This is a genomic window from Kitasatospora sp. NPDC048239 (genome assembly GCF_043202015.1).
GTDB lineage: Bacteria > Actinomycetota > Actinomycetes > Streptomycetales > Streptomycetaceae > Kitasatospora.
Genome location: NZ_JBICZP010000004.1, coordinates 467,209 through 490,332, shown reverse-complemented (window position 1 = coordinate 490,332; position 23,124 = coordinate 467,209). Strand labels below are relative to the sequence as shown.

The window sequence follows — 23,124 nt, the reverse complement described above, 5'->3', positions numbered from 1 at the left end:
CCGGGTCGAACCGGCCACACGGAAGGAAAGGGGGTGCCGGCCGCCGCCGGCACCCCCGTCCGATCGGGCCGCGCGCCCGCTACGGCTGCATCTCGTAGGCGCCCGAGAGCGCCTCGACCCGCGCCCACACCCGGGCCGCGCGCTCGCCGTCCGCGACCGGGCGGCGCACGTGCGCCAGCGCCCACGCCGCCTGCTCCGGCGAGGTGGAGGCCTTGCCGTGCAGCTCGGTGGAGTGCGCGGAGAAGTCCCGGACCAGCGCGTCGAAGATCTGGTCCAGCACCTCCTCCTCCAGGCCGGTCAGCGCGGCCTGCTCCAGCACCAGCTGGCCGTAGACGACCAGCGCGAACAGCTGGCCGATCTCCAGCAGGAAGTCCAGGTCCGCCTGCTGCTCCGCGCTCGGCGCGTGCTTGAGCAGCAGCTCGCAGAAGCCGTCGGCCTGCTCGCGGAAGCGGGCGACGTTCGGGACGTGCGCGTGCGCGTCGTACGCGGTGCGCCAGCTGTGGAAGCGGATCGCGCCGAGGCCGCGCGCCGGGCCCTGGCGGAACAGGAACTCGTCGTCGGCGGCGTCCAGCCGGGTCGGCACCGGCGCGTAGTCGGCCGGGTTGAACAGGTAGTTGCCCATGAACTTGAGGATCAGCGCCAGGTTGACGTGGACGGTGCCCTCCAGCTTCGGCAGGCCGCGGATGTCCTTCGCCGCCTTGTCGAAGTAGGTGTCCGCCTCGAAGCCCTTGGCCGCGATGACGTCCCACATCAGGTCGATGACCTTCTCGCCCTCGGTGGTGACCTTCATCTTGGTCATCGGGTTGAACAGCAGGTAGCGCCGGTCCTCGGGGGAGGCGGTGCGGAAGTAGTCCACGGCGCGGTCGCTGAACAGCTTCATCGCCACCAGGCGGGCGTAGGCGTCCGTCAACTCCCGGCGCACGTGCGGGAAGTCGGTGACCTTCTTGCCGTACAGCACCCGGTTGTGGGCATGCGTGACGGCCTCGTACATCGCGTGCTCGCAGATGCCGACCGACGCCGTGCAGAGGTTGAACTTGCCGACGTTGACGGTGTTCAGCGCCGCGTCGAAGGCCGCCTTGCCGGTGTGCAGCACGTCCTCGGCGCGCACCGGGTAGTCCTCCAGGCGGAACTCGCTGACGTACATCTGCGCGTTCACCACGTTCTTGACCAGGTGGTACGCCTCGTGCCGGCTGTCGGCGGCGAAGAAGACGTAGCCCTCCGGGCCCTCGACGTCCGAGCGGCGGCCGAACACCGAGACCAGGCCGGCGACGTTGCCGTTGCCGATGTAGTACTTGGGGCCGGTGGCGGTGAAGCCGCCCTCGCCGTCCGGGGTGAGGATCATGTCGGTGGAGTAGATGTCGGCGCCGTGGCTGCGCTCGGAGAGGCCGAACGCCATCACGTGACCCTCCGTCAGCAGCTGTGCGGCACGGGCCCGGACGGCCTCGTTCTCGCTCTGCCAGACCGGGCCGAGGCCGAGGATGGTGACCTGCCAGGTGTACCAGTAGCCGAGCCCGTAGAAGCCGAGGATCTCGTTCAGCTCGGCGATCCGCGCGGTGTCCCAGCGCTTGCCGGAGGTCTCCGGGTCGCCCGAGGGGTCGGCCGAGGCGGGCGTCAGGAACTGGGCGAACAGGCCCTCCCGCGCGGCGAATTCGAGGAAGTCGCCGTACCAGCTGCGGTCGATGTAGGTGTCGATCAGCGCCTTCTTGCCGCGGGACTCGAACCAGTCCACGGTCGCACGCAGCAGCCGGCGGGTCGGCTCGTCGAACTGCGCGGGGTCGTAGGTACGCGGGTTGAAGAGCATCACGGGCTCCCGGGGGTCGAGGGTGGGGTGCCGTCCGGGCGGTTCCGGGCGGCGAGGCGGTGCAGGGTGGCGAGCACGTCGTCCAGCCAGGCGAGGGTCATCCGCTCGTACTCGATGCCGCCGCGCAGCACCACGTGCTGCAGCTCCTGCCGGGCGTCGGGCGGGTCGCGGTCGGGCGCGCCGGGTACGCCGGGGGCGTCGACGGGGCTCCGGTCGGGGAAGTCGCGCTGCTCGCCGTGCAGATAGCGGGCCAGCAGGGCGGCGTGGCCCTCGCGGTGCCGTTCGACCTCGGAGATCAGCGCGGCCGGGTCGTCGAAGGCGGCAGCGCGGATCTTGACCGCCAGCTCGTGCCGGACGGTCTCCGCCTCGACCGGCTCGCGCAGCCAGCCGGCCAGCGCGGTCCGGCCCGGGTCGGCCGCCGAGTACACCTTCTTGTCCGGCCGGCCGTCCTGGGCGACCTCCTCGGCCGCGATCCAGCCGGCCGCCTCCATCCGCCGCAGCACCCGGTAGATCTGCTGGTGGGTGGCGGTCCAGAAGCGTCCGATGGAGCGGTCGAAGCGCCGGGCCAGCTCGTAGCCCGACCCGGGCTGCTCCAGCAGCGAGACGAGGATCGCGTGCTCCAGTGCCATGCCCGCATCCTGCTATGCAACGAGTTGCATAGGCAATGGCCGCGGGCCCGGGTGAGACGCAGCTCACCGGCGGGTGGCGGACAGGGTAGCTTCCTGGTCGAAATGGTGCAAAACGCCAGAACGGCGCCAGAATGGTATGGGCAAGCGCCTTCCATGTGCCAGACCTAGGAGGTGGTATCGGTGTCTACCCAGATTCCGATGGGCATGGAGCATCATCCGGACATCGTCGAACTACGGGAGCGCTACGAGCGGGTCACCCTGACCCCGCGGGCCCAGGGCGTCGAGGCCCTGGCCGTCCTGGCCGGCCTCTTCCTGGCGGCCTCGCCCTGGATCGTCGGCTTCACCGCCTTCAGCACGCTCACCGTCACCTGCCTGATCGTCGGCCTGGCCTACACCGTGCTGATGGCCGGGTACGGCTCCGCCTACGAGCGGACCCACGCCCGGGCATGGGCGGCGACGGTGCTCGGCGCCTGGACGATCATCTCCCCCTGGGTGATCTCCGGTGAGGTGGCCCGGGGCAAGAACATCGTGGTCTGCCTGATCACCGGTGCCGTGATGTTCCTGCTCGGACTCGCGGCGATCTCGATGGCCACCATGACGTCGAACGGAGCGTCGATGCGACGCGGCCAGGCAGGTCGCGCGAAGGGCTGACCCGAAGGGCCGTCCCCCGGGGAAGCCCCGGTCGGTCCGGAACCCGGGGCGCGGAGCGGCGAGGCCGCCTCCGCGCCCCGGCGGCGTCCCGGCAGACGCGACCGGGGCGCGGCCGGACCAGGCGCGGTCCGGAGCGGACCGGGCTACGGGCGGGTCATCCGCAGGACGTCCAGCGCCTCGTCCAACTGCTCCAGGGTGAGCCGGCCCTGCTCCACATAGCCCTGCTCCAGGACGACCTGGCGGATGGTCTTGCGCTCGGCCAGCGCCCGCTTGGCCACCTTGGCGGCCTCCTCGTAGCCGATGTACCGGTTCAGCGGGGTGACCACCGATGGCGAGGACTCCGCGTACTCCCTGGCCCGCTCGACGTTGGCGGTGATGCCGTCCACCGCCCGGTCGGCCAGCAGCCGGGCGGAGTTGGCGAGCAGCCGGATCGACTCCAGCAGATTGCGGGCGATCACCGGGAGCATCACGTTGAGCTCGAAGTTGCCGCTCGCGCCGGCCACCGTGACGGTGGCGTCGTTGCCGATCACCTGGGCCGCGACCATCAGCACCACCTCGGGCAGCACCGGGTTGACCTTGCCCGGCATGATCGACGAACCCGGCTGCAGGTCCGGCAGGTTGATCTCGCCGAGCCCGGTGCGCGGGCCCGAGCCCATCCAGCGCAGATCGTTGGCGATCTTGGTGAAGCCGACCGCGACGGTCCGCAGCTGGCCGCTCAGCTCCACCAGGCCGTCCCGGGCGCCCTGCGCCTCGAAGTGGTCGCGGGCCTCGGTCAGCGGCAGTTCGGTGGCGCGGGCCACCTCCTCGATCACGGCCGCGGCGAACCCCGGCGGGGTGTTGATGCCGGTGCCCACCGCCGTGCCGCCCAGCGGTAGTTCGGCGACCCGGGGGAGCGTGGCCAGCAGCCGCTCGCGGCCGTGTCGGACCTGCGCCGCGTACCCGGCGAACTCCTGGCCGAGGGTGACGGGCGTGGCGTCCATCAGGTGCGTCCGCCCGGACTTCACCACCTGCGAGAACTCCGCCGCCTTGCGCTCCAGCGCCTCCGCCAGGTGCTCCAGCGCGGGGATCAGGTCGTGCGTGACGGCGGCGGTGGCCGCGATGTGGATCGAGGACGGGAACACGTCGTTGGAGGACTGGCTCGCGTTGACGTGGTCGTTCGGGTGGACCGACCGGCCGAGCCGCTCGCCGGCCAGGGTGGCGAGCACCTCGTTGGTGTTCATGTTGGAGGACGTCCCGGAGCCGGTCTGGAACACGTCCACCGGGAACTGCGCGTCCCAGCGGCCCTCCGCGACCTCCTCGGCGGCCGCCGCGATGGCCTCGGCCGTCTCCCCCTCCAGCACCCCGAGCCGGGCGTTCACCCGGGCCGCGGCCGCCTTGATCCGCGCCAGGGCGGCGATGTGCGCCCGCTCCAGGCGCTGGCCCGACACCGGGAAGTTCTCCACCGCCCGCTGTGTCTGGGCCTGCCACTTCGCCGCGGCCGGCACCCGCACCTCGCCCATCGAGTCGTGCTCGATCCGGTACTGCTGCCCGTCGCCCGTCACGTCCTGGTCACCCATCGCGCGCCACACCTCCTGGTCGGCCTGATCCGTTTCCGATCACGACAGCCCCGCCGCCGCCCCGGGTATTTCCGCCCGGGGGAGAGGGGTGAGAACCGGGCGCGCCGCAACGGCTGCCGGCCCGGGGCCGACGGGTCATGGTCGCGACCAGCCCGGCCGGCCGGGGCGAAACGGGTGATCTTCACTCGATCGAGTGAACAGCATGTGAAGATCGCGACCATTCGGCCCGCAACCGGACGCCCGGGTTCGTACGCTCGGCCGGGCACCGGGCGAATGATCACCGAGGCGGGACAACCACCAAGCAGGGGGCGGACGCATGACGACGGGACGGCGACACGGGGACGGCCTGAACCGGCGGGAGCTGCTGGGCGCGTCGGCGGCACTCGGCGGTGCGGCCTGGCTGCTCCGCGGGACGATCGCACCGGGCAGCGCCGAGGCCGCCGCGCCGGTACCGCCCGGCCTGCCGGCCGGCACCGAGCTCTACCAGCGGGTGTACGAGAACTGGGCGGGCGAGATCCGCACCGACCAGCTCTGGACCTGCGCCCCGCGCACCCCCGAGGAGGTCCCCGCCCTCGCGGACTGGGCCCGCGCCAACGGCTGGCGGCTGCGCGCCCACGGCCACCGGCACACCTGGGCACCGCTCACCGTCGCCGACGCGACCCCCGGGTCGGCCCGCGTCCTGCTGCTCGACACCAGCCGCCACCTGACCGCCATCACCGCGGACTCCCCGGCCACCGTCCGGGTCCAGACCGGCGCCACCATGGAGGACCTGCTCGCCCACCTCGCCGCCCGCGGCCTCGGCGTCACCGCCTGCCCCGCACCCGGCGAACTCACCGTCGGCGGCGTCCTCGCCATCGGCGGCCACGGGACGGCCGTCCCCGCCGCCGGCGAGACCCGCCCCGACGGCCACGGCTACGGCTCGCTCAGCAACCAGGTCACCCGGCTCACCGCCGTCGTCCACGACCCCGCCACCGACCGCTACGCACTGCGCACCTTCGACCGCGCCGAGGCCGACAGCGCCGCCTTCCTCGTCCACCTCGGCCGGGCCTTCGTGACCGAGGTCGTCCTGCGCGCCGGAGCCGACCGGCCGCTGCGCTGCGTCAGCCGACTGGACATCCCGGCGACCGAGCTGTTCGCACCGCCCGGCACAGCCGGCCGCCCCCGCACCTTCGCCGACTTCGTCGACCGCGACGGACGCGCGGAGGCCATCTGGTTCGCCTACACCGACCGCCCCTGGCTGAAGACCTGGACCGTCACCCCGAACCGCCCCTTCGGCTCCCGCTCCGTGGACGAGCCCTACAACTACCCCTTCTCCGACAGCATCCCCGAGCCCGTCGCCCGGCTGGCCGGCCAACTCGTCTCCGGCGCCTGGGCATCGGCCCCGCTCTTCGGCCAACTCCAGTACCTCGTAGCCAAGGTGGCACTCACCGGCGACATCACCGACGTGCTGCTCTCCGGCGGACTGATCCGCGACCTGCTCACCGGCGAGGTCCTCACCCACCTGCTGGCCGGCGGCCTGCACTCCGACCTCTGGGGCCCCTCGCGCACCCTCCTGCAGTACGTCCGCCCGACCACCCTGCGGGTCACCGCCAACGGCTACGCCGTCCTCGCCCGGCGCGCCGACGTGCAATGGGTCGTCTCCGAATTCGCCGCCTACTACCGGCAGTTGCTGGACACCTACCGGGCCCGCGGCGAGTTCCCGGTGAACGGCGCGGTGGAGATCCGGGTCACCGGCCTGGACGACCCCGCCTCGTCCGGAGTGCCCGGCGCCCGGCCACCCCTGCTGTCGGCACTGCGCCCCCGCCCCGACCGCCCCGAGTGGGACACCGCCGTCTGGCTCGACATCCTCAGCCTGCCCGGCACCCCCGGACTCCACCGGTTCTACCGGGAGATCGAGCAGTTCCTGCTGCGCACCTTCGACGGCGGCCGGGCCGGACTGCGGGTCGAGTGGTCCAAGGGCTGGGCCTACACCGACGCCGCCGCCTGGGCCGATCCGGACGTGCTCGGCCGGGTCATCCCCGCCGCCCACCGGGCCGGCGGCGGCGCGGGCTGGGACGAGGCGGTCGCCGTACTGGACCGCCACGACCCGCACCGGGTGTTCGGAAACGCCTTCCTGGACGGGCTGTTGCGGTGATCCGGCCCGCTCAGACGTGCTCCATCACGATCACGGCGAGCGTCCCCGCGGCCAGGGCGCGGAACACGTGCGGGGCGTCGCCCGGGTAGCTGACGTAGTCGCCCGGACCGAGCTCCACCGGCGCGTCCGCCGGGCCGGCCAGCGCCCGCCCGGCGCTCAGCAGCACATGCTCGACCGTGCCCGGCATGTGCGGGTCGGAGGCCCGGGTCTCGCCCGGCTGGGCCTCGATCCGGTAGATGTCGCGGCGGGCGCCCGGCGGACAGGAGGCCAGCAGGGTGGCGGCGTAGTCGGCCCGCTCGGAGTGGGTGACCGGCCCCTCGCCCGCCCGGATCACCCGCACCACCGGGCGCGGCGGGTCGACGAGCCGGCTGAACGGCACGTCCAGGGCGACGCCGAGCGCCCAGAGGGTCTCCACGCTCGGGTTGCCCGCGCCCGACTCCAGTTGCGACAGCGTGGACTTGGCGATCCCCGCGCGCCGGGCCAGCTCGGCCATCGAGAGCCCGGCGCGCTCGCGCTCGCGCCGGATGGCGGCGGCGATCAGCCCGATCAGCTCCGAGCCCGAGCCGGAGGCCGAGGTCGGTGGACGGGTTGCTGCAGGGGCCGACGCGGAGGTCGGGGAGGTGTTGCCGACGCTGTTCGCACTCATGCGTTCGCTCCACGGGTCAATTCGTTCGGCTTGACGAACGACGGCTATCGGGTTCACTCTACTGGACATGCGTTCGCTATCACGAACCCTCGAACGTGCCACGCTCCGTGACATCGCTCTGGTCTGCCTCGCCGACGCCCTCGTCGGCGTCTCCTTCGGCGCGATCGGCGTCTCCGGCGGCCTGCCGCTCTGGGTACCGGTCGCCATGTCCGTCCTGGTCTTCGCCGGGGGTGCCCAGTTCGCCGCCATCGGCGTGGTGCTCTCCGGCGGCGGCGTAATCGCCGCCGTCGCGACCGGGCTGGTGCTCAACGCCCGCCTGCTGCCGTTCGGCTTCACCGTCGCCGGCGTGCTCGACGGCCCCCGGTGGCGGCGGCTGCTCGGCGCGCACCTGCTGACGGACGAGACCGTCGCCTTCACCCTGCTCCAACCCGACCGGCCCCGGCGGCGGGCGGCGTTCTGGCTCTGCGGCCTCGCGCTGTTCGTGGTCTGGAACGCCGCCGTCGTCCTCGGCGCGGCCGCCGGCGGCTTCATCGGGGACACCGACGCCCTCGGACTGGACGCGGCCTTCCCGGCCGTCCTGCTCGCCCTCGTCCTGCCCTCGCTGGCGGATCGCCGCACCCGTAACGCCGCCCTGTTCGGCGCGGCCGTCGCGGTGGCGGCCACCCCGTTCCTGCCCTCCGGCCTGCCCGTCCTGCTGGCCCTCGCCGGGCTGCTGCTCGCCGGGCGCGCGCCGTCGGACCGCGAGCGCGAGCCGACGGCCGAGCGGGACCAGGCAACCGAGCGGGACCAGGCAGCCGGCCGGAAGCCGGTCCGCGGGGGAGCGCCGACGGCCGGGGAGCCGCGCGTTGAACTCGCCAAGGAGGCCCACTGATGCCCCTGTACGCCATCCTGCTGCTGGCCGTCGGCACCTATGCGTTCCGGATCGCCGGACCGGCGCTCGGCCACCGCCTGACCATCTCCGACCGCGTGCAGCGGCTGCTCTCGGTGGCCGCCGCCGTCCTGCTGGTCGCCCTGGTGGCCACCGGCGCCCTCACCCAGGGGCACGACTTCGCCGGCTGGGCGCGCCCGGGCGGCGTCCTGGTCGCCGGGATTCTCGCCCTGCGCCGCGCACCCTTCCCCGCGGTCGTGGTCGCGGGAGCCGCCACCACGGCGGTACTCCGGCTGTGCGGGGTGTCCTGACCCGCCGCGACGAGCGCCGTGACCCAGGGCGGACTCCAGAACCCGCCGCCACCCCAGGCGCGGTGGCACGGCACGGCCGGCCGTCAGCCGGCCGCGCCCTCCTCCAGCCGCTCCTGCTGGATCTCGGGCCGCTTGCTGTCCCAGAGCAGCTCCCACACCTTGAACACGCAGTGGTAGTCCCGCATGCTGCCCTTGGAGATCAGCAGATAGGTGTCGCCGTCCCGCAGCAGCGTGCGCTGACGGCTGTTGAACGGATGCTGCGGGGTGTACGTCGGGACGAGGCGCTTCAGCTCGGCGAGCGCCTCCTCCCGGGTCCCCTCCAGCTCGTCGAGCACCTTGGTGCCCCAGATCCGGTCGTTGCCGACGCCCTCGGTCTCCTGGACGATCAGTGCCCAGCGCGGCATGCTCCACCCCTCGTTCGGCTTCCAGAAGGAAACATCGTACCCACGCCGCCGACGGGCCCACCGACCCCGGCACCGTGCGGAAGGCGGTGGCCGGGGGCATCGCGTCCGCGGGCGGTCAGCCCGCCGATCGTGAACATGGTCACTCCTTGCCTCCGCTCCGTCCCGCCCGCCACGGCGTGCGGAATACTCGCCGCAACCGCCTGTACCCGTCGGTACCCGCCACGCGCCGGCCGGTCGCCGCCGCCGCGCCGCGACCAGAGACTGCAAGGAGCTTCAATGACGAAGCCGACCCGGATCGACCCCGCCGACCTGCTCGCCGTCGGAGACCTCCTCACCGACGAGGAGCGGCTGATCCGCGACACCGTGCGGAAGTTCGCCGACGAGCGGATCCGCCCGCACATCGGCGACTGGTACGACCGCGGCGTCTTCCCGGCCCGCGAACTCGCCCCCGAACTCGGCGCGCTCGGCGTCCTCGGGATGCACCTGGACGGCTACGGCTGCACCGGCTCCACGGCCGTCGCCTACGGGGTGGCGTGCATGGAACTGGAGGCGGCGGACTCCGGGCTGCGCAGCTTCGTCTCCGTCACGGGCTCGCTGGCGATGCGTTCGATCCACGCCTTCGGCTCCGAGGAGCAGAAGCAGCGCTGGCTGCCGGGCCTGGCGGCCGGCCGGCTGATCGGCTGCTTCGGCCTCACCGAACCGGACTTCGGCTCCGACCCGGCCAACATGCGGACCACCGCCCGGCGCCGGGGCGGCGACTGGGTGCTCTCCGGCGCCAAGATGTGGATCACCAACGGCAGCATCTCCGACGTCGCCGTGGTCTGGGCGCAGACCGAGGAGGGCGTCCGCGGCTTCCTGGTCGAGCCCGGCATGCCCGGCTTCACCGCCAACGACGTGCACGGCAAGCTCTCGCTGCGCGCCTCGGTGACCAGCGAGCTGGTCTTCGACGAGGTCGTGCTGCCCGCCGACGCCGTCCTGCCGGGCGTCAGCGGTCTGCGCGGCCCGCTGTCCTCCCTCAACGAGGCGCGCTACGGCATCCTCTGGGGCACCGTCGGCGCCGCCCGCGACTGCTACACCACCGCGCTCGACTACGCGAAGAGCAGGATCCAGTTCGACCGCCCGATCGCCGGGTTCCAGCTGACCCAGCAGAAGCTGGTCGAGATGATGCTGGAGGTGGAGAAGGCGTACCTGGTCGCGCTGCGGATCGGCCGGCTCAAGGACGAGGGCGCGGCCCGCCCGGCCCACGTCAGCTTCGGCAAGCTCAACAACGTGCGGGCCGCACTGGAGATCGCCCGCAGCGCCCGCACGGTGCTCGGCGCCAACGGCATCACCACCGAGTACCCGGTCCTGCGGCACGCCAACAACCTGGAGTCGGTGCTCACCTACGAGGGGACGAGCGAGATCCACACCCTCGTCCTCGGCGAGGCCATCACCGGCGAGTCCGCGTACCGCTGACGGGCGCCCACCCGCACGGCCGTGCCGCAGGCGAGCGGTGAGCGGTACGGCCGGCGGAAATCGGCTGGCCGCCCCGGCGACGGCCCGGCTACGGTCGGCTGCCATGGACACCGGCTGGAGCGGCACCCCCGCGAGCACCCCCACCACGACGCTCTGGCGCCCCACCGGGCCCGCGGAGCTGGCCCTGGTCGAGGCCTCCGGCCGGCGTGCCTGGCCGCCCCGGCTGCCCGACCAGCCGATCTTCTACCCGGTGCTGAACGAGGACTACGCGATCCGGATCGCCAGGGACTGGAACGTCCCGGCCTCCGGCGTCGGCTACGTCACCCGCTTCGAGGTCGACACCGCCTTCCTGGCCCGCTACCCCGTCCAGCAGGCCGGCGGCCGGACGATCCTCGAACTCTGGGTGCCGGCGGAGGAGTTGCCCGAGTTCAACCGGCACATCGTGGGCCGGATCGAGGTCGTCCACGAGTTCCGCCCGACGCCGTGACGCGCTGACCCGCGATCCGGGCCCGATGCCCGGGGCCGCCACCCGGCCCGGGGTCCGGGCCCGGGGGAGCCCGGTGCGGCGACTGCGCCGACACCGCCCGGACACCGGCCGTTCCCCCGGGGGACACCATCCGGTACGGCGTGCCGTGGACCATGGCGCGGTCGGCGGCGCCTGCGGGCGCGCGGCCGACCGCACACCCCCGAAAGGAAACCCCTCCCATGTCCATAGCTCCGCTGCCCCGGCCCCGGGTGCTCGTCGTCGGCATCGACGGCGTCCGGTACGACCTGCTGGACGAGGTCCCGATGCCCCGGCTGGCGGAGGTGGCCGAGGCCGGGTTCCTGGCGCCGGTCACGGTCGCGGACTCCACGCCCACCATGTCCGGCCCCTGCTGGGCGACCATCGTGACCGGCGTCGAGCCGGCCAAGCACGGGGTCTGGGGCAACCACCTCGGCGGCAACCGGCTGGACGTCTTCCCCGACTTCGCCACCCGGCTCGCCCGGCAGGACCGCCGCCGCACATTCGTCGCGGCCGGCTGGGACCCGCTGGTGATCAGGGAGGCCGGCGGCCCGCTCTTCCGGGCGCCCGGCCGGCTGTCCTACGTCTCCCCGGCCGAGGACACCCCCGAGGCCTGGGAGGTGGTCGACGAGGAGGTCACCCGGGAGGCCGTGCACGTACTGGGCGGCGCCGACCCGGAGGCGTCCTTCGTCTACCTCGGCGCGGTCGACGAGACCGCGCACTTCCTCGGCTGCGGAGCGGAGTACCGGGCCTCGATGCGCACCGCCGACGAGCGCCTCGGCCGCCTGCTGGACGCGGTACGCGGCCGTGCCTCCTACCCGGACGAGGCGTGGACGGTCATCGTCGTCACCGACCACGGCCACGTCGACGCCGGCGGCCACGGCGGGCGCACCGCCGAGGAGCGCACCGCCTGGGTGGCCTGCGCCGGTCCGGGCATCCCCGCCGCGCCGCCCACCGGGGAGATCCGCCATCCGGACGTCGCCGCCCAGGTGTACACGGCACTCGGCCGGCCCATCGACCCGCACTGGACTCTGGACGGCCGGCCGTTCCCCGTCGCGCGGCCCGTCGCGGCCCCCGTCTGAACCCCCGCAGAGCCCCGGCGGCCCCACCGGCCCCGCTGGACGCCCGCTCCAGCAGGGCTCAAGCGGGACTCCACCACGTTGCAACCCCGACATCAGGTGGCTGCGTGTACCTCTGAAGGTGGAGGCCGTACCCCCTTGGTCGCAGACCCGATCGCGACCTCGTGGTGACGCCCCGACAGGGCACGGCCGGTCAGGATGGACACCACAGGGCGCGGGCAGCGGGCCCGGGCACCTGGAACGGACAGGGAGAGGGCAGGGCGGGCATGAACGGCATCATGAGCAAGGTCGCACTCGGAGTCGCGGGCACGGGCATGGCCTTCGCCGTCGCGGCCGTGGTGGTCGGCCCGCGGGTGTCCGACTGGTACGACGAGCGCCACCAGAAGCAGGCGACGTACACCACCGGCAGCGAGGCCAAGGCGGAGAGCCGATCGCTGCCGGCCTGGCTGCCCGACGACGCGGCCTCCGTCCGGTACCTGATGTCGACCACCGGTGACGACCGGCTGCTGCGCGCCACCCTCCCCGACGGCCGGCTGCCCGTCGGCTGCACCACCACCGTGCCGGCCAGCGGCTCCCACCCGGCGCCGGTGAAGCTGAAGGCCGGCTGGTTCCCCGAGGGGGTCACCGCCAAGGCCAGCGGCACCTGCGGGCACTACAACGTCACGCTGGCGGGCAACCAGCTGTACGCCTGGCAGGACGGGGCCGCCGTCCAGGCCGCCCAGCGCGCGGAGCACGCGGCCAAGCACTGAGCGCCCCGGGCCCGGGCCCCGGACGCCGGACGCCGGACGCCGGGCTGAGCGGCGCGGTGCCCGGACCGGGGGCGGATGGGGGCGGACCGGGCCCGCCCAGGCCTTCGGGTGATGATCCGCGCGGCGGACCCCGGGTATCGGCACCCGGGGCCGCTGGGGTAGGACGGAGCGAGTACAAACCCCGTGCCCGTCCTGTGAGGAGCCCCATGCCTGGTCCGACCGCCGGTTCCACCGGCGACATGTCGACCGCCCCCGACTCCGCCCCCGACCTCGCCGCCCTCTCCGCCGCACCCGCCGCACCGGCGTCGGCCCTCCCCACCAGCCCCGCCGCCGCTGCCGCCGTGGCCGCAGCCGCCGTCACGGCCGTCCCCGCCCCCGGCCCGGCCCCCGCAGCCCCCGCAGCCCCCGCCGCGGCCGCCCCCGGCCGGGGCACCGTCGCCATGCTCGGCGGACTGGTCGCCCTCGGCCCCCTCACCACCGACCTCTACCTCCCCGGCCTGCCCGCGATCGCCGACGACTTCTCCGCCCAACCGGCCGCCGTACAGCTCACCCTCACCTTCTCGATGTTCGGGGTCGCCGCCGGCCAGCTGGTCTTCGGCCCGCTCAGCGACCGCCTCGGCCGCCGCCCCCCGCTGCTGGCCGGCCTCGTCGTCTACACCCTGGCCAGCCTGGCCTGCGTCATCGCACCCAACCTGACCGTCCTGGTGGCCGCCCGCTTCGTCCAGGGAGCCGCCGGCGCCGCCGGCCTGGTGATCGGCCGGGCCATCGCCCGCGACCGCTTCGAAGGCGTCGCGATGCTCCGCTTCCTCGCCTCGATCGGCCTGATATCCGGCCTCGCGCCGATCCTCGCCCCGCTGTTCGGCGCCCAACTGCTCCGCGTCACCTCCTGGCGCGGCACCTTCGGCGCCCTCGCCGCGCTCGGCCTGCTGCTCACCCTGATCGCCTTCGCGGTGCTGCGCGAGACGCTGCCGCCCGCGAGCCGGCGCGGCGGCGGCCTCACCGCCACACTGCGCACCATGGGCGGGCTGCTGCGCGACCTGCCCTTCCTCGGACTGGTCCTGACCAGCACCTTCGCCTTCGGCGCACTGTTCGGCTACATCAGCGGCTCCTCGGTGGTGCTCCAGCACGTCTACCACGTCTCACCGCAGACCTACAGCCTGCTGTTCGGCCTCAACTCGCTGGCGATCGTGGCCGTGACCCAGCTGAACGGACGGGTGCTGGCCCGACGCTTCACCCCGGGCGCACTGATGCTGGGCGGCCTCGGCACGGCCGTCGCAGCCGGGGTGGCACTGGTCCTGGTGACGGCGGTCTGGGACTTCGGGCTGCTCGGCGTCTGCCCGGCCCTGTTCGTCCTGATGGGCAGTCTCGGCGTGATCCTGCCGAACTCCGCCGCCCAGGCCCTCAGCCTGGTCCCCCCGCAGGCAGCCGGCTCCGCCTCCGCCCTGCTCGGCACCGGCACCTTCCTCTGCGGCGCCGTCGTCGCCCCGCTCAGCAGCATCGGCGGCCGCCCCTCCGCCATCCTGCTCGCCGTGGTCGTCCTGGCCTGCGCCCTGCTCTCCCTGGCGTCCTACCTCGTGCTCTGCCGCCCCTGGCGCCCGGCCGAACCCGCTGCCGCCCAGGCGGGCTGAACCTGGTCCCACCCGGGCCCCGCATGCCGCCGGGGGTGCCGTGACGGTGGTCGCGGCACCCCCGGCGGGGTGGGAAGGGGATCCGGGGCCTCGGATCAGGCGATAGAGAAGTCGTCGCCGAAGACGTTGCCCTGGCCGTACCAGCCGTGCAGGTAGACCGTGACCGTGCCGGACGCGCCCGTGGTGAACGGGACGGTCAGCTTGGTCCAGCCCGCCGAGTTGGTCCAGGTGCTGGCGGTGGCGCCGCCGCTCACCCCGAGGTACGCGTAGTTGCCCTGCACCCAACCGCTCAGCGTGTACGAGGTGTTGGGCGCCAGCGTGACGGTCTGGGCGCACTGCCCGGTCTGGCCGCCGGTCGCCGCGGCCTGCAGCGCGTGGGAGCCGGAGTGGACCGGCGTGGAGACCACGGCGCCGCCGCTCTGGCAGGTCCACGGAGCCAGGCTGCCCGTCTCCAGACCACCGTTGACCAGACCGGTCGGCGTGCCGCCGGTCACGGTGAGGGTGAAGGTCGCGGTGTGGCTGCCGGACGCGGCGCTGCCGGTGACGGTCAGCGGGTAGGTGCCGGGCGCGGTGGCCGCGGTGGTGGTGATGTTGAGCGTGGCGGCGGTGCCGGCGGTGACGCTGCCGGGGGTCACCGTGGCGCTCACGCCCGCCGGGGCGCCGCTGACGGCGAGGTTGACCGTCTGCGCCGAACCCGAGGCCACGGCCGTGGAGACGGTCGCGCTGGTGGACGAGCCCGCCGCCACCGAACCGGAGGCCGGCGTGGTCGCGATGGAGAAGTCGTTACCGGGCTGAGTACCCGTCACCTTCAGGCTGAAGGTGCTGGTGTGGCTGCCCGAGGCGGCGCTGCCGGTGACGGTCAGCGGGTAGGTGCCGGGCGCGGTGGCCGCGGTGGTGGTGATGTTGAGCGTGGCGGCGGTGCCGGCGGTGACGCTGCCGGGGGTCACTGTGGCGCTCACGCCCGCCGGGGCGCCGCTGACGGCGAGGTTGACCGTCTGCGCCGAACCGGCCGTGACGGCCGTGTTGACGGTCGCGCTGGTGGACGAGCCCGCCACCACCGTGCCCGAGGCCGGGCTCACCGCCACCGAGAAGTCGTTGGTGACCGGCGTGCCGCTGGTGAACGGCGCGAAGATGTGGGTGAAGTCCCAGGTGCCCTGGCTGATTCCGGAGCAGCTGTCGCTTCCCGCGGTGCCCGGGCAGCCGCCGTTGTCACGCTGAAGGGCCCAGAAGGACAGTGTGTTGACGCCCTTCGAGACCGCCCAGTTGTAGACCGTGGTGGCGTTGGCGACGGTGAAGGTCTCGGCCGGGCCGTAGTCGTCGACGCCGACCATCTCGATGATGCCGACCGAACCCCACAGCTGCGCCGGGGTCTTGGCCGGGTACAGCTTGGCCAGCTGGTTGTAGAGGCCGGTCGCGGCGGTCTGGGTGTCGGCCGCCATGTCGTGGGTGGCGCCGTCGTAGTAGTCGAACGTCATGATGTTGACGACGTCGATCCGGGCGTTGTTGGTGACCGCGTTCTTCAGCACCGCCAGCCCGCTGGACGCCAGGCCGGTGGGGGTGGTCGGCAGGGTGTAGGAGAACTGGATCGAGCGGCCGTTGGCGGCGGCCCAGTCCTGCACCAGCTTGATCGCCTTGTTGCGGCGGTCGATACCGGCCGTGTTGGTCAGCGAGTTGTCCTCGATGTCGAGGTCGATCCGGCTGATGTCGTAGGTGGTGATGACGTTCTCGAAGGCCGCCGCGATCTGGTTCACATCGGTGCAGCTGTCGGCGAGTTCGGTGCCCGTGTTGTCGGCGGTGTAGCCGCCGAAGGACGGGATGACGTCGCCGCCGTTGGCGCGGATGGCCGCGATGTCGGCGCCGAACGAGGAGGAGGAGACGGGCAGTGAGCTGTCACCGTTCCAGTACGGCGTGCACGAGCCCTTGGTGACGGTCTGCAGGAACGCCATGGTCAGGTGCTTGGCCCCGGACTGGGCCGCCAGGGTGGCCGGGCTCTGGCCCGTCCACGACTCGAAGTACGGTGCGAACACCCGGGTCGGCAGCGGGGTCGCGGCCTCGGCGGACGCCGTCCCGGCGGCCACCAGGCCGGCCGAGGCGGCCAGCATGGCGCAGGCCGTCAGGGTGGCCTGGATCGTTCTGCGTAGACGCATGGGTTCTCCAACAGACTTGGTGGGGCAGGACGTTGGTGAAGCACTGGGTTGCGTGGCGGGGCGTGCAACTGCGCGCGGCCGTGAAGCCGTACAGCCGTGGCTTGCAGAGCTGCGGACTTGCGGGAGCCGTGGAACTGCCAGGGTGGGGGCGTGCGGCGTGCGGGCGTGCGGTACCCCGTGGACACGCGGAACGGACGGACGACGCTGCGTGGGCACGCGTTCGCCGTGCGGGTCGGGGGCGGTGCGGAGCAGGGCAGGGCAGGGCAATGCCTCAGCCGCCGGTGGTCACACCCCCACAGTGCATCCCGGTCGGATCGACATGCTTATGGTTGGACTAGACCACTCGTCTGTCAAGACTCCTAACAGTTCGTCAGCGGACCGGTCTGGCAGTCGTCGGACGAACAATCCGCCTGGGACGGGCGATGGCGCTCCGGGGTCGACCGGCGCCGGATGTGATCTCGACAGGGAGGCTTCCCGGGTCACCTGTCGGCGGCGCACCTCCCCGCCGCTGCTTCAGGCGGGGGTGCGGGGGCGCGAGGGCGAGGGTCCGCTCGGCGGCGCGGGCGCTGCGGCGGCGCGGGCGGTGCAGTGGCGCGCATCGCGCGCAGGGTGCCGTGGCCGCGCGCCGGTCGTCGCGCGCGGCCACGGCGGCCCGGTGCTCAGGACACCGGGCTGCTCGGGGCGGCTCAGGTCAAAGGGCCTCAGGCCGGCGGGCAGAGGGTGCCGCGCAGCGCGTCGATGATCTTCTCGGCCTTCTCGGCGCCGAAGCCCTGCGGGTGGTCCGGGGTGGTGAAGCGCTGGTTGGCCAGCTCGACCAGCTTGGCGCGGTCCTTCGGGAACTGGTACATCGACTGGCACTGGTTGCGGGCCCGGTCGACGGCCTGCTCGGGCTTGCCGTCGACGATCGCCGGGTCGATCGCGTCCAACGCGGCGACCAGCTGGGCGGAGCCGTCCGTACCCGGCTTGGTGGGCAGCCCGGCGTCGGCGGGCGGTGCGGGCTTGGACGGTGCGGGGGCGCCGGGGGCGGTCGCGTCCGGGGCCGGTGCGTCGGTGGCGGGCGCCGACGGTGCGGGCGACGCGGGCGGCACCGGGGCGCCGGTCGTGGGGGCCTGCGCGGGCGCGGAGGCCGATGCGGGTGCGGAAGCGGGCGCCGTGGGATCGGCCGGGGAGGCGGCGGGCGTGGTGGCCGAGGTGGCGCTCGGGGCGGTGGCGCTCGGGGCGGTCGCGGCGGAGGTGGTCCCGGACCCGGAGCTGGAGCAGGCGGCGAGGCTCACCGCGGCGAATGCCGTGAGGGTGGCGGCGAGGAGACGAGTGCGCATCCCGTCACACTGTCATGTTCGCGCCGTTCAAGGGAAGATCCCTTCCGGACCCGCACCCGCCACCCGGGCCGCAGCCGGGTCCACCCGGCTGCGGCCCGAACCACCCCCGGCTCAGCTCAGCTCATTGGCCTTCAGCCAGTCCTTGGCGACCGCCGACGGGTCCTCCTTGTCCACGGCGACCCGCTTCATCAGCCCGGACAGGCCCGCCGTGTCCAGCTTCGCCGACACCGCGTTGAGCGCGGCCGACGCCTTGGCGTCCACGCCCGCCTTGTTCACCAGCGGGGTGACGTTCTGCGCGCCGAAGATGTTCTTCGGGTCGGAGAGCGGCACGAGCTTCAGCTGGGTGATCTTCGGGTCGGTGGTGAAGACGTTGCCGACCTGGACCGAGCCGTCCTTCAGGGCGTTGGCCGTGGTCTCGCCGGTCGGCTTCCACTCCTTGAACGTCAGCCCGTAGACGTCCTTGAGCTGCTGCTCGCGGCGGGTCTTGAACTCCGGCGGGCCGCCGATGGTGAACTCGCCCGCCTTGGCGGCCAGGTCGGTGATGCTCTTCAGCTGGTACTTGTCGGCGCTCTCCTGGCTGACGCTCAGCGAGTCCTTGTCCTCGGCGGGCGAGGAGTCGAGGAGGCCCAGCGAGGCCGGCAGGGTGGTGGCGAGCGCCGCGTTGACCTCCTCCTTGGTGGCGGCGGTCGTCTTGGGGTCCAGGTAGGCGAGCAGCGCGCCGTTGTACTCGGGCAGCACGGTCAGGCTGCCGTCCTTGAGCTGTCCGTAGAGCAGCTCGCGGCTGCCGATGTTGAACTTCTCCTCGACCTTGACGCCCTTGGCCTTCAGCGCCTGCGAGTAGATCGAGCCGAGCAGGACGTTCTCGGGGAAGTTCGCCGAGCCGACCACCACGGTCGAGCCCGCGCCGTCGCCGGATCCGCCGGTCTTCGAGCCGGAGGCCAGCGGGTCGCCGCCGGAGGAGCCGCAGGCGGTGGCGCCGAGGGCGAGCGCGGAGAGGGTGCCGAGAACCAGGAGGCGGCGGCCGTTGCCACGGTGGGCGGATGTCGACATGGTGATGTGTGTCCTTTCGGGAACGGGTGGGAGGATCAGCGGGCCCGGCGCTGGGCACGCAGCCCGGGCGGGAGCGCGTACCGGGCGAGCAGGGCGAAGAACAGCTGGGCGCCGACCGCGAGCAGCACCACGAGCAGCGCACCGCCCACCGTCACCGCGAAGTTCCGGGTGGCCAGCCCGTCGATGACGTAGCGGCCGAGGCCGCCGAGGCCCACGTACGCGGCGACCGTCGCCGTCGCGATGACCTGCACGGTCGCGGTGCGAAACCCCGCCAGCAGGGTCGGCAGCGCGGACGGCACGCAGACCTGCCACAGCACCTGCGGGTGGGTCAGCCCGATGCCCCGCGCCGCGTCCCGGACGTCCGGGTCGGTGCCGCGCACCCCCTCGACGGCGGCCACCAGCAGCGGCGGCGCGGCGAGCGCGACCAGCGGGATCAGCACGGCCGTGTCGCCGACCCCGGCGAGCAGGACCGCCAGCGTGACCAGCCCCAGCGTGGGCAGCGCGCGGGCGGCGCCGGCCAGTGAGGTGACGGCGGTGGCGCCGCGCCCGGTGTAGCCGATCAGCAGCCCGAGCGGGACGGCCAGCAGTGCGGCGTACAGCAGCGCCTCACCGGACAGCAGCAGGTGCTCGGCGACCCGGTTCACGATCGAGTCCGGGCCGCTGCGACGGTCGGGGGAGGAGAAGAAGTCCCCCAGCCAGGAGAGCCAGTTCATCGGACCGCCCCCTTCTCGCGGACGGCCCACGGCGCGAGCACCCTCCGGGCGCCGACCAGCAGCAGGTCCACGGCCAGCGCGAGCGCCGCGATCAGCACGATCCCGGCCACGATCGGGGTCGGGAAGGTCCGCTGGAAGCCGTCGATGAACAGGTAGCCGAGACCGCCGCGGCCGACCAGGGCGCCCACACTCGCCAGCGAGATGCTGGAGACCGCGGCCACCCGCAGCCCGGCGACCAGGTACGGGACGGAGGCCGGCAGTTCGACGGAGGCCAGCCGGTGCCACGGCCCGTACCCCATCGCGGTCGCCGCCTGCCGGACGGACTCCGGGACGGCGCGCAGCCCCTCCACCGTGGTCGGCAGCAGGACGGCGATCGCGTAGAAGGTGAGCGGGATCATCACGGTGGCCTGGGTGGCCAGCCCGGTGTAGGGGATGAGCACCACGAACACGGCCAGCGAGGGCAGCGCGTAGACGACGTTGAAGACGGCGGCGAACGGCTGGTAGAGCCGGGGGTAGCGGGTGCAGGCCAGACCCAGCGGTACCGACACCAGCAGTCCGATCAGCACCGGGAGCAGGGCGATCACGGCGTGGTCGCGCAGCAGGTCGCCCAGGTAGCCGAGGTGGTCGCCGATCCAGTACCAGCGGACGATCGGTTCATCGTCCACCGGGAGCGCCCTCCTGCGGGACACCGGCGACGTCCTGGCCGGCCGGGACGGCCGGCGTGGCCGCGGCAGTCGGTGCGGCCGCGGCAGTCGGTGCGGCTGGTGCGGCCGCGGCGGCTGCGGGGGCCCGTTCGGCGGGTGCGGCCGGTACCGCGAGCGCGGCGAGGACCGCCTCCCGGGTGGCCGTGCCGGTGGCCCGGCCGTCGGCGTCCAGCGCGACCGCGACCCCGGCGGGGGAGAGGACGGCGGCGTCCAGCGCGGTGCGCAGGGTGTCGCTCTCGGGCCGGTAGCCGGCCGCCGGGTGCAGCTCGGAGGTGACGGCGGTCCGGTCGATCCAGCCGATCGGGCGCCGCTCGTCGTCCAGCGCCAGCTCCCAGCCGTCGTACCGCAGCCCGGCGGCCACCGGGCGGGTGACGACGGCGCCGGCCGACCGCAGGCCCAGCCCGCGCAGTCCGCGGTCGCGCCCGAGGAAGGCGGCCACGCCGTCGTCGGCGGGCGCGGTGAGCAGCGTGTGCGGGTCGGCGAGCTGGGCGATCCGGCCCTGCTCGCGCAGCACCACGACCTGGTCGCCGAGCCGGACGGCCTCCTCGATGTCGTGCGTGACGAACAGCACCGTCTTCTGCAGCTCGGACTGCAGTCGCAGGAGTTCGTCCTGCAGGCCCGCCCGGACCACCGGGTCGACGGCGCTGAACGGCTCGTCCATCAGCAGGACGGGCGGGTCGGCCGCGAGCGCCCGGGCCACGCCCACCCGCTGCTGCTGGCCGCCGGAGAGCTGGAACGGGTAGCGCTTGCCGGTCTCCGGCGCAAGGCCGACCAGCTCCAGCAGCTCGGCGGCGCGGGCCCGGGCCTTGCGGCGGTCCCAGCCGAGCAGGTACGGGACCGTGGCGATGTTGTCGATCACCTTGCGGTGCGGGAAGAGCCCGGCCTGCTGGATCACGTACCCGATGCCGCGGCGCAGCTTGGCCGGCTCCAGCTCGGCGACGTCGGTACCGTCCAGCAGCACCCGGCCCGAGGTCGGTTCGACCATCCGGTTGACCATGCGCAGCAGGGTGGTCTTGCCGCAGCCGGACGGGCCGACCAGCACGGTTATCCGGCCGGTCGGAACGTCGAGGTCGAGGCCCCCGACGGCGATCGTGCCGTCGGGGTGGCGCTTGCCCGCGCCGTCGAATCTGATCAAGAGGAGTTTCCTAGCTCGGGCGCCCCGGGTGGTGGCGGCGCCGATGGTGGCGGTCTGTCGGTCGGTGGCGGATTGCCGGTAGGTGACTGTCCGTGATGTCGGGGACACCTCTCGTCCTACCTGCCTGGGCGTTCTTCCGCCCGCGTGGCTGCCCAGCTTTGGACCGGCGGAAACTCTGATCAGCCTATGACCTGAATTACCTCCTGTCCCTGAATTACCACCAGGTGGGACGGCCCGGGCCGCCGGGTGACGGTCGGGCGGGTGGGATCGGCCGTCGCGGTGCCTCGGCGCTGCGACGGCCCTGCCGCGGCCCTGCGGCGGCTGCGGCCCTCGGTCGTACCGCGGTACAGCCGGTGAGCCGTTCAGCCGCTGCGGCGCCGCTGGCGCCGGTTGCCGCTACCGCCGCTGGGCCGCTCAGCCGCCCTGACGTGTCGGCAGCCCGGCGGCGGCCCAGCCGACGAAGCCGCCGTCCAGGTCGGTCGCCCGGTGCAGCCCGAGCTCCCGCAGGGAGGCGGCGGCCAGGCTGGAGGCGTAGCCCTCCGAGCAGACCACGATCACCTCCACGTCGTACCCGGACGCCTCCGGGATGCGGTGGCTGCCCGTCGGGTCGAGCCGCCACTCCAGCACGTTGCGCTCGATCACCAGCGAACCGGGGATCTCCCCCTCCGCGGCCCGCTGGGCGGCCGGCCGGATGTCCACCAGCAGCGCGCCCTCCAGGTGTGCGTCGTAGGCCTCGCGGGCCCGGGGGCGGTGGACGCCCTCGCGGGCGCGCTCCACCAGGTCGTCGATCGTGGTCACCATTGCTCCGGTCCTTCCACCGAGGTGCGGACGAGCCCGCCGGCCCGCAGGTCGTAGTGCGCCATCTCGCTCAGCGGCGGCGAGTAGGCGTGGATGGTGACGGCCGGTCCGGCCGTCGTGTTGCGGACGTCGTGCACGTACTCCGGGCCGAAGGCGCGGACGGTGCCGGCCGGGATCCGCCGGATCAGCAGGCCCTGCTCCGGGCCGCCCAGGGACAGCTCCTCCAGCTCGCCGAGTGCGACGGTGAACGCGCCGCGTGAGCCGCCGTGGTCGTGGAACCCGGTGGACTGGCCGGGCAGCCAGCTGATCAGCCAGACCTCGTGGTCCTGGTCGGCGGCCAGCCGCCGGTACCAGCGCTCCTCCATGGAGAGCCGGACGTGGTGGATCCACTGCTCGGGCTGCTCGGCCAGCCCGCGGACGATCTCGCGCAGCGCGCCCGGCGCCAGAGGGGCGGGGGCCTCCTCGACCGGTCCCGCCGATGCGGTGGCAGTGGAGGTGGAGGTGGCGGCGGCCGGGGAAGGGGCGTGGTCGGGGGCGAGGTCCAGGCTCATGAGGCGTCCTCGGGGAAGGCGGGAGAGACGGAGTCGCGCGGTGGCGGAGCCCGGGGGCGGGCGCGCCGACACGGCGGCAGGGTGCGCCCGGCGGGGCGCGTCAGGAACGCGGAGACGAGTGCGCGGTGCGGGCCCCGGAAGACGTCACAGGGCAGGACCGGCGGGAAGGAGCAAGGTCAACAGGCACAGATGGAACTCGCCTGGCGTCGCAGATCGACGTGCAGGCGGCATACCAGAGTGGTGCCGGAGTCCATGCGCCGGATCTTTCCCGACGAAGCGGGCACGAGTCAAGCG

23 protein-coding genes are annotated in these 23,124 nt (G+C 73.5%); 9 read left to right on the top strand and 14 right to left on the bottom strand.

The annotated features are described in order from the left end of the window. Positions 1-79 precede the first annotated feature (79 nt). Positions 80-1,801: an acyl-CoA dehydrogenase family protein gene (locus ACGFZP_RS13835; RefSeq protein WP_392931873.1), complete on the bottom strand. Its 1,722-nt coding sequence runs from the start codon at positions 1,799-1,801 to the stop codon at positions 80-82. Continuing rightward, a complete protein-coding gene (locus ACGFZP_RS13830) occupies positions 1,801-2,430 on the bottom strand; it encodes a PadR family transcriptional regulator (RefSeq protein WP_392931871.1) in 630 nt (209 codons plus the stop codon). The genes ACGFZP_RS13835 and ACGFZP_RS13830 overlap by 1 nt, the downstream gene beginning before the upstream one ends. Positions 2,431-2,610: 180 nt before the next feature. On the opposite strand from ACGFZP_RS13830, the gene ACGFZP_RS13825 reads away from it, so the two are divergent. Further along, on the top strand, positions 2,611-3,081 hold the full coding sequence (locus tag ACGFZP_RS13825; protein WP_392931869.1) for an SPW repeat protein: 471 nt from the start codon (positions 2,611-2,613) through the stop codon (positions 3,079-3,081). Between the two features lie 143 nt (positions 3,082-3,224). Here the strand turns inward: ACGFZP_RS13825 and ACGFZP_RS13820 are convergent, their stop codons facing one another. After that, positions 3,225-4,637, bottom strand: coding sequence for a class II fumarate hydratase (locus ACGFZP_RS13820; protein ID WP_392931867.1), 1,413 nt, complete (start codon positions 4,635-4,637; stop codon positions 3,225-3,227). Positions 4,638-4,953: 316 nt separating this feature from the next. Between ACGFZP_RS13820 and ACGFZP_RS13815 the strand changes: the two genes are divergently transcribed. Then, positions 4,954-6,771 (top strand): cholesterol oxidase substrate-binding domain-containing protein, encoded by a 1,818-nt coding sequence (locus ACGFZP_RS13815; RefSeq protein WP_392931866.1) that lies wholly within the window; start codon positions 4,954-4,956, stop codon positions 6,769-6,771. A gap of 10 nt (positions 6,772-6,781) precedes the next feature. On the opposite strand, the gene ACGFZP_RS13810 is transcribed toward ACGFZP_RS13815, so the two are convergent. Further along, entirely contained in the window at positions 6,782-7,417 is a 636-nt protein-coding gene (locus ACGFZP_RS13810) for a helix-turn-helix domain-containing protein (protein WP_392931864.1), read from the bottom strand. Between the two features lie 67 nt (positions 7,418-7,484). Here ACGFZP_RS13810 and ACGFZP_RS13805 point away from each other — a divergent pair, with 67 nt between their 5' ends. Together ACGFZP_RS13805 and ACGFZP_RS13800 are read left to right on the top strand one after the other, a co-directional pair. Continuing rightward, the gene (locus ACGFZP_RS13805; RefSeq protein WP_392931862.1) at positions 7,485-8,288 is read left to right on the top strand and encodes an AzlC family ABC transporter permease; all 804 of its coding nucleotides are present in this window, start codon (positions 7,485-7,487) and stop codon (positions 8,286-8,288) included. Then, positions 8,288-8,596, top strand: coding sequence for an AzlD domain-containing protein (locus tag ACGFZP_RS13800; RefSeq protein WP_392931861.1), 309 nt, complete (start codon positions 8,288-8,290; stop codon positions 8,594-8,596). Before ACGFZP_RS13805 ends, ACGFZP_RS13800 begins: the two co-directional genes overlap by 1 nt. 83 nt (positions 8,597-8,679) lie before the next feature. Here the strand turns inward: ACGFZP_RS13800 and ACGFZP_RS13795 are convergent, their stop codons facing one another. Beyond that, positions 8,680-9,000, bottom strand: a complete 321-nt coding sequence (locus ACGFZP_RS13795; RefSeq protein ID WP_392931860.1) for a hypothetical protein — start codon at positions 8,998-9,000, stop codon at positions 8,680-8,682. A 276-nt stretch (positions 9,001-9,276) separates the two neighbouring features. On the opposite strand from ACGFZP_RS13795, the gene ACGFZP_RS13790 reads away from it, so the two are divergent. The 5 genes from ACGFZP_RS13790 to ACGFZP_RS13770 all read left to right on the top strand — a co-directional run bounded on the left by ACGFZP_RS13790 (position 9,277) and on the right by ACGFZP_RS13770 (position 14,413). After that, positions 9,277-10,455 (top strand): acyl-CoA dehydrogenase family protein, encoded by a 1,179-nt coding sequence (locus ACGFZP_RS13790; protein WP_392931858.1) that lies wholly within the window; start codon positions 9,277-9,279, stop codon positions 10,453-10,455. 103 nt (positions 10,456-10,558) lie between these two features. Then, on the top strand, positions 10,559-10,942 hold the full coding sequence (locus ACGFZP_RS13785; RefSeq protein WP_392931856.1) for an ADP-ribosylation/crystallin J1: 384 nt from the start codon (positions 10,559-10,561) through the stop codon (positions 10,940-10,942). Between the two features lie 218 nt (positions 10,943-11,160). Beyond that, positions 11,161-12,039, top strand: coding sequence for an alkaline phosphatase family protein (locus tag ACGFZP_RS13780; protein ID WP_392931854.1), 879 nt, complete (start codon positions 11,161-11,163; stop codon positions 12,037-12,039). A 275-nt stretch (positions 12,040-12,314) separates the two neighbouring features. Beyond that, a complete protein-coding gene (locus ACGFZP_RS13775) occupies positions 12,315-12,785 on the top strand; it encodes a hypothetical protein (protein ID WP_392931852.1) in 471 nt (156 codons plus the stop codon). A 206-nt stretch (positions 12,786-12,991) separates the two neighbouring features. After that, entirely contained in the window at positions 12,992-14,413 is a 1,422-nt protein-coding gene (locus tag ACGFZP_RS13770) for a multidrug effflux MFS transporter (RefSeq protein WP_392931850.1), read from the top strand. A 95-nt stretch (positions 14,414-14,508) separates the two neighbouring features. Here the strand turns inward: ACGFZP_RS13770 and ACGFZP_RS13765 are convergent, their stop codons facing one another. The 9 genes from ACGFZP_RS13765 to ACGFZP_RS13725 all read right to left on the bottom strand — a co-directional run bounded on the left by ACGFZP_RS13765 (position 14,509) and on the right by ACGFZP_RS13725 (position 23,084). Next, on the bottom strand, positions 14,509-16,560 hold the full coding sequence (locus ACGFZP_RS13765; protein ID WP_392931849.1) for a glycosyl hydrolase family 18 protein: 2,052 nt from the start codon (positions 16,558-16,560) through the stop codon (positions 14,509-14,511). 701 nt (positions 16,561-17,261) lie between these two features. Next, on the bottom strand, positions 17,262-17,879 hold the full coding sequence (locus ACGFZP_RS13760; RefSeq protein WP_392931848.1) for a hypothetical protein: 618 nt from the start codon (positions 17,877-17,879) through the stop codon (positions 17,262-17,264). A 111-nt stretch (positions 17,880-17,990) separates the two neighbouring features. Then, positions 17,991-18,929: an ABC transporter substrate-binding protein gene (locus tag ACGFZP_RS13755; protein WP_392931846.1), complete on the bottom strand. Its 939-nt coding sequence runs from the start codon at positions 18,927-18,929 to the stop codon at positions 17,991-17,993. A 35-nt stretch (positions 18,930-18,964) separates the two neighbouring features. After that, positions 18,965-19,642: an ABC transporter permease gene (locus ACGFZP_RS13750; RefSeq protein ID WP_392931844.1), complete on the bottom strand. Its 678-nt coding sequence runs from the start codon at positions 19,640-19,642 to the stop codon at positions 18,965-18,967. After that, entirely contained in the window at positions 19,639-20,307 is a 669-nt protein-coding gene (locus ACGFZP_RS13745) for an ABC transporter permease (protein ID WP_392931843.1), read from the bottom strand. The genes ACGFZP_RS13750 and ACGFZP_RS13745 overlap by 4 nt, the downstream gene beginning before the upstream one ends. Then, the gene (locus tag ACGFZP_RS13740; RefSeq protein WP_392931841.1) at positions 20,297-21,481 is read right to left on the bottom strand and encodes an ABC transporter ATP-binding protein; all 1,185 of its coding nucleotides are present in this window, start codon (positions 21,479-21,481) and stop codon (positions 20,297-20,299) included. Before ACGFZP_RS13740 ends, ACGFZP_RS13745 begins: the two co-directional genes overlap by 11 nt. A 414-nt stretch (positions 21,482-21,895) precedes the next feature. Continuing rightward, positions 21,896-22,282, bottom strand: a complete 387-nt coding sequence (locus tag ACGFZP_RS13735; RefSeq protein ID WP_392931839.1) for a rhodanese-like domain-containing protein — start codon at positions 22,280-22,282, stop codon at positions 21,896-21,898. Further along, positions 22,276-22,830, bottom strand: a complete 555-nt coding sequence (locus ACGFZP_RS13730) for a cysteine dioxygenase (RefSeq protein ID WP_392931837.1) — start codon at positions 22,828-22,830, stop codon at positions 22,276-22,278. The genes ACGFZP_RS13735 and ACGFZP_RS13730 overlap by 7 nt, the downstream gene beginning before the upstream one ends. Before the next feature lie 176 nt (positions 22,831-23,006). Continuing rightward, positions 23,007-23,084 (bottom strand): putative leader peptide, encoded by a 78-nt coding sequence (locus tag ACGFZP_RS13725; protein WP_101948289.1) that lies wholly within the window; start codon positions 23,082-23,084, stop codon positions 23,007-23,009. Positions 23,085-23,124: the final 40 nt, after the last annotated feature.

What these genes read in the sequence shown, in the direction of transcription:
- ACGFZP_RS13835 (WP_392931873.1), bottom strand. Translation starts at nt 1,801, where the DNA reads ATGCTCTTCAACCCGCGTACCTACGACCCCGCGCAGTTCGACGAGCCG.
- ACGFZP_RS13830 (WP_392931871.1), bottom strand. Translation starts at nt 2,430, where the DNA reads ATGGCACTGGAGCACGCGATCCTCGTCTCGCTGCTGGAGCAGCCCGGG.
- ACGFZP_RS13820 (WP_392931867.1), bottom strand. Translation starts at nt 4,637, where the DNA reads ATGGGTGACCAGGACGTGACGGGCGACGGGCAGCAGTACCGGATCGAG.
- ACGFZP_RS13815 (WP_392931866.1), top strand. Translation starts at nt 4,954, where the DNA reads ATGACGACGGGACGGCGACACGGGGACGGCCTGAACCGGCGGGAGCTG.
- ACGFZP_RS13810 (WP_392931864.1), bottom strand. Translation starts at nt 7,417, where the DNA reads ATGAGTGCGAACAGCGTCGGCAACACCTCCCCGACCTCCGCGTCGGCC.
- ACGFZP_RS13805 (WP_392931862.1), top strand. Translation starts at nt 7,485, where the DNA reads ATGCGTTCGCTATCACGAACCCTCGAACGTGCCACGCTCCGTGACATC.
- ACGFZP_RS13800 (WP_392931861.1), top strand. Translation starts at nt 8,288, where the DNA reads ATGCCCCTGTACGCCATCCTGCTGCTGGCCGTCGGCACCTATGCGTTC.
- ACGFZP_RS13795 (WP_392931860.1), bottom strand. Translation starts at nt 9,000, where the DNA reads ATGCCGCGCTGGGCACTGATCGTCCAGGAGACCGAGGGCGTCGGCAAC.
- ACGFZP_RS13790 (WP_392931858.1), top strand. Translation starts at nt 9,277, where the DNA reads ATGACGAAGCCGACCCGGATCGACCCCGCCGACCTGCTCGCCGTCGGA.
- ACGFZP_RS13785 (WP_392931856.1), top strand. Translation starts at nt 10,559, where the DNA reads ATGGACACCGGCTGGAGCGGCACCCCCGCGAGCACCCCCACCACGACG.
- ACGFZP_RS13780 (WP_392931854.1), top strand. Translation starts at nt 11,161, where the DNA reads ATGTCCATAGCTCCGCTGCCCCGGCCCCGGGTGCTCGTCGTCGGCATC.
- ACGFZP_RS13775 (WP_392931852.1), top strand. Translation starts at nt 12,315, where the DNA reads ATGAGCAAGGTCGCACTCGGAGTCGCGGGCACGGGCATGGCCTTCGCC.
- ACGFZP_RS13770 (WP_392931850.1), top strand. Translation starts at nt 12,992, where the DNA reads ATGCCTGGTCCGACCGCCGGTTCCACCGGCGACATGTCGACCGCCCCC.
- ACGFZP_RS13765 (WP_392931849.1), bottom strand. Translation starts at nt 16,560, where the DNA reads ATGCGTCTACGCAGAACGATCCAGGCCACCCTGACGGCCTGCGCCATG.
- ACGFZP_RS13760 (WP_392931848.1), bottom strand. Translation starts at nt 17,879, where the DNA reads ATGCGCACTCGTCTCCTCGCCGCCACCCTCACGGCATTCGCCGCGGTG.
- ACGFZP_RS13755 (WP_392931846.1), bottom strand. Translation starts at nt 18,929, where the DNA reads ATGTCGACATCCGCCCACCGTGGCAACGGCCGCCGCCTCCTGGTTCTC.
- ACGFZP_RS13750 (WP_392931844.1), bottom strand. Translation starts at nt 19,642, where the DNA reads ATGAACTGGCTCTCCTGGCTGGGGGACTTCTTCTCCTCCCCCGACCGT.
- ACGFZP_RS13735 (WP_392931839.1), bottom strand. Translation starts at nt 22,282, where the DNA reads ATGGTGACCACGATCGACGACCTGGTGGAGCGCGCCCGCGAGGGCGTC.
- ACGFZP_RS13730 (WP_392931837.1), bottom strand. Translation starts at nt 22,830, where the DNA reads ATGAGCCTGGACCTCGCCCCCGACCACGCCCCTTCCCCGGCCGCCGCC.
- ACGFZP_RS13725 (WP_101948289.1), bottom strand. Translation starts at nt 23,084, where the DNA reads ATGGACTCCGGCACCACTCTGGTATGCCGCCTGCACGTCGATCTGCGA.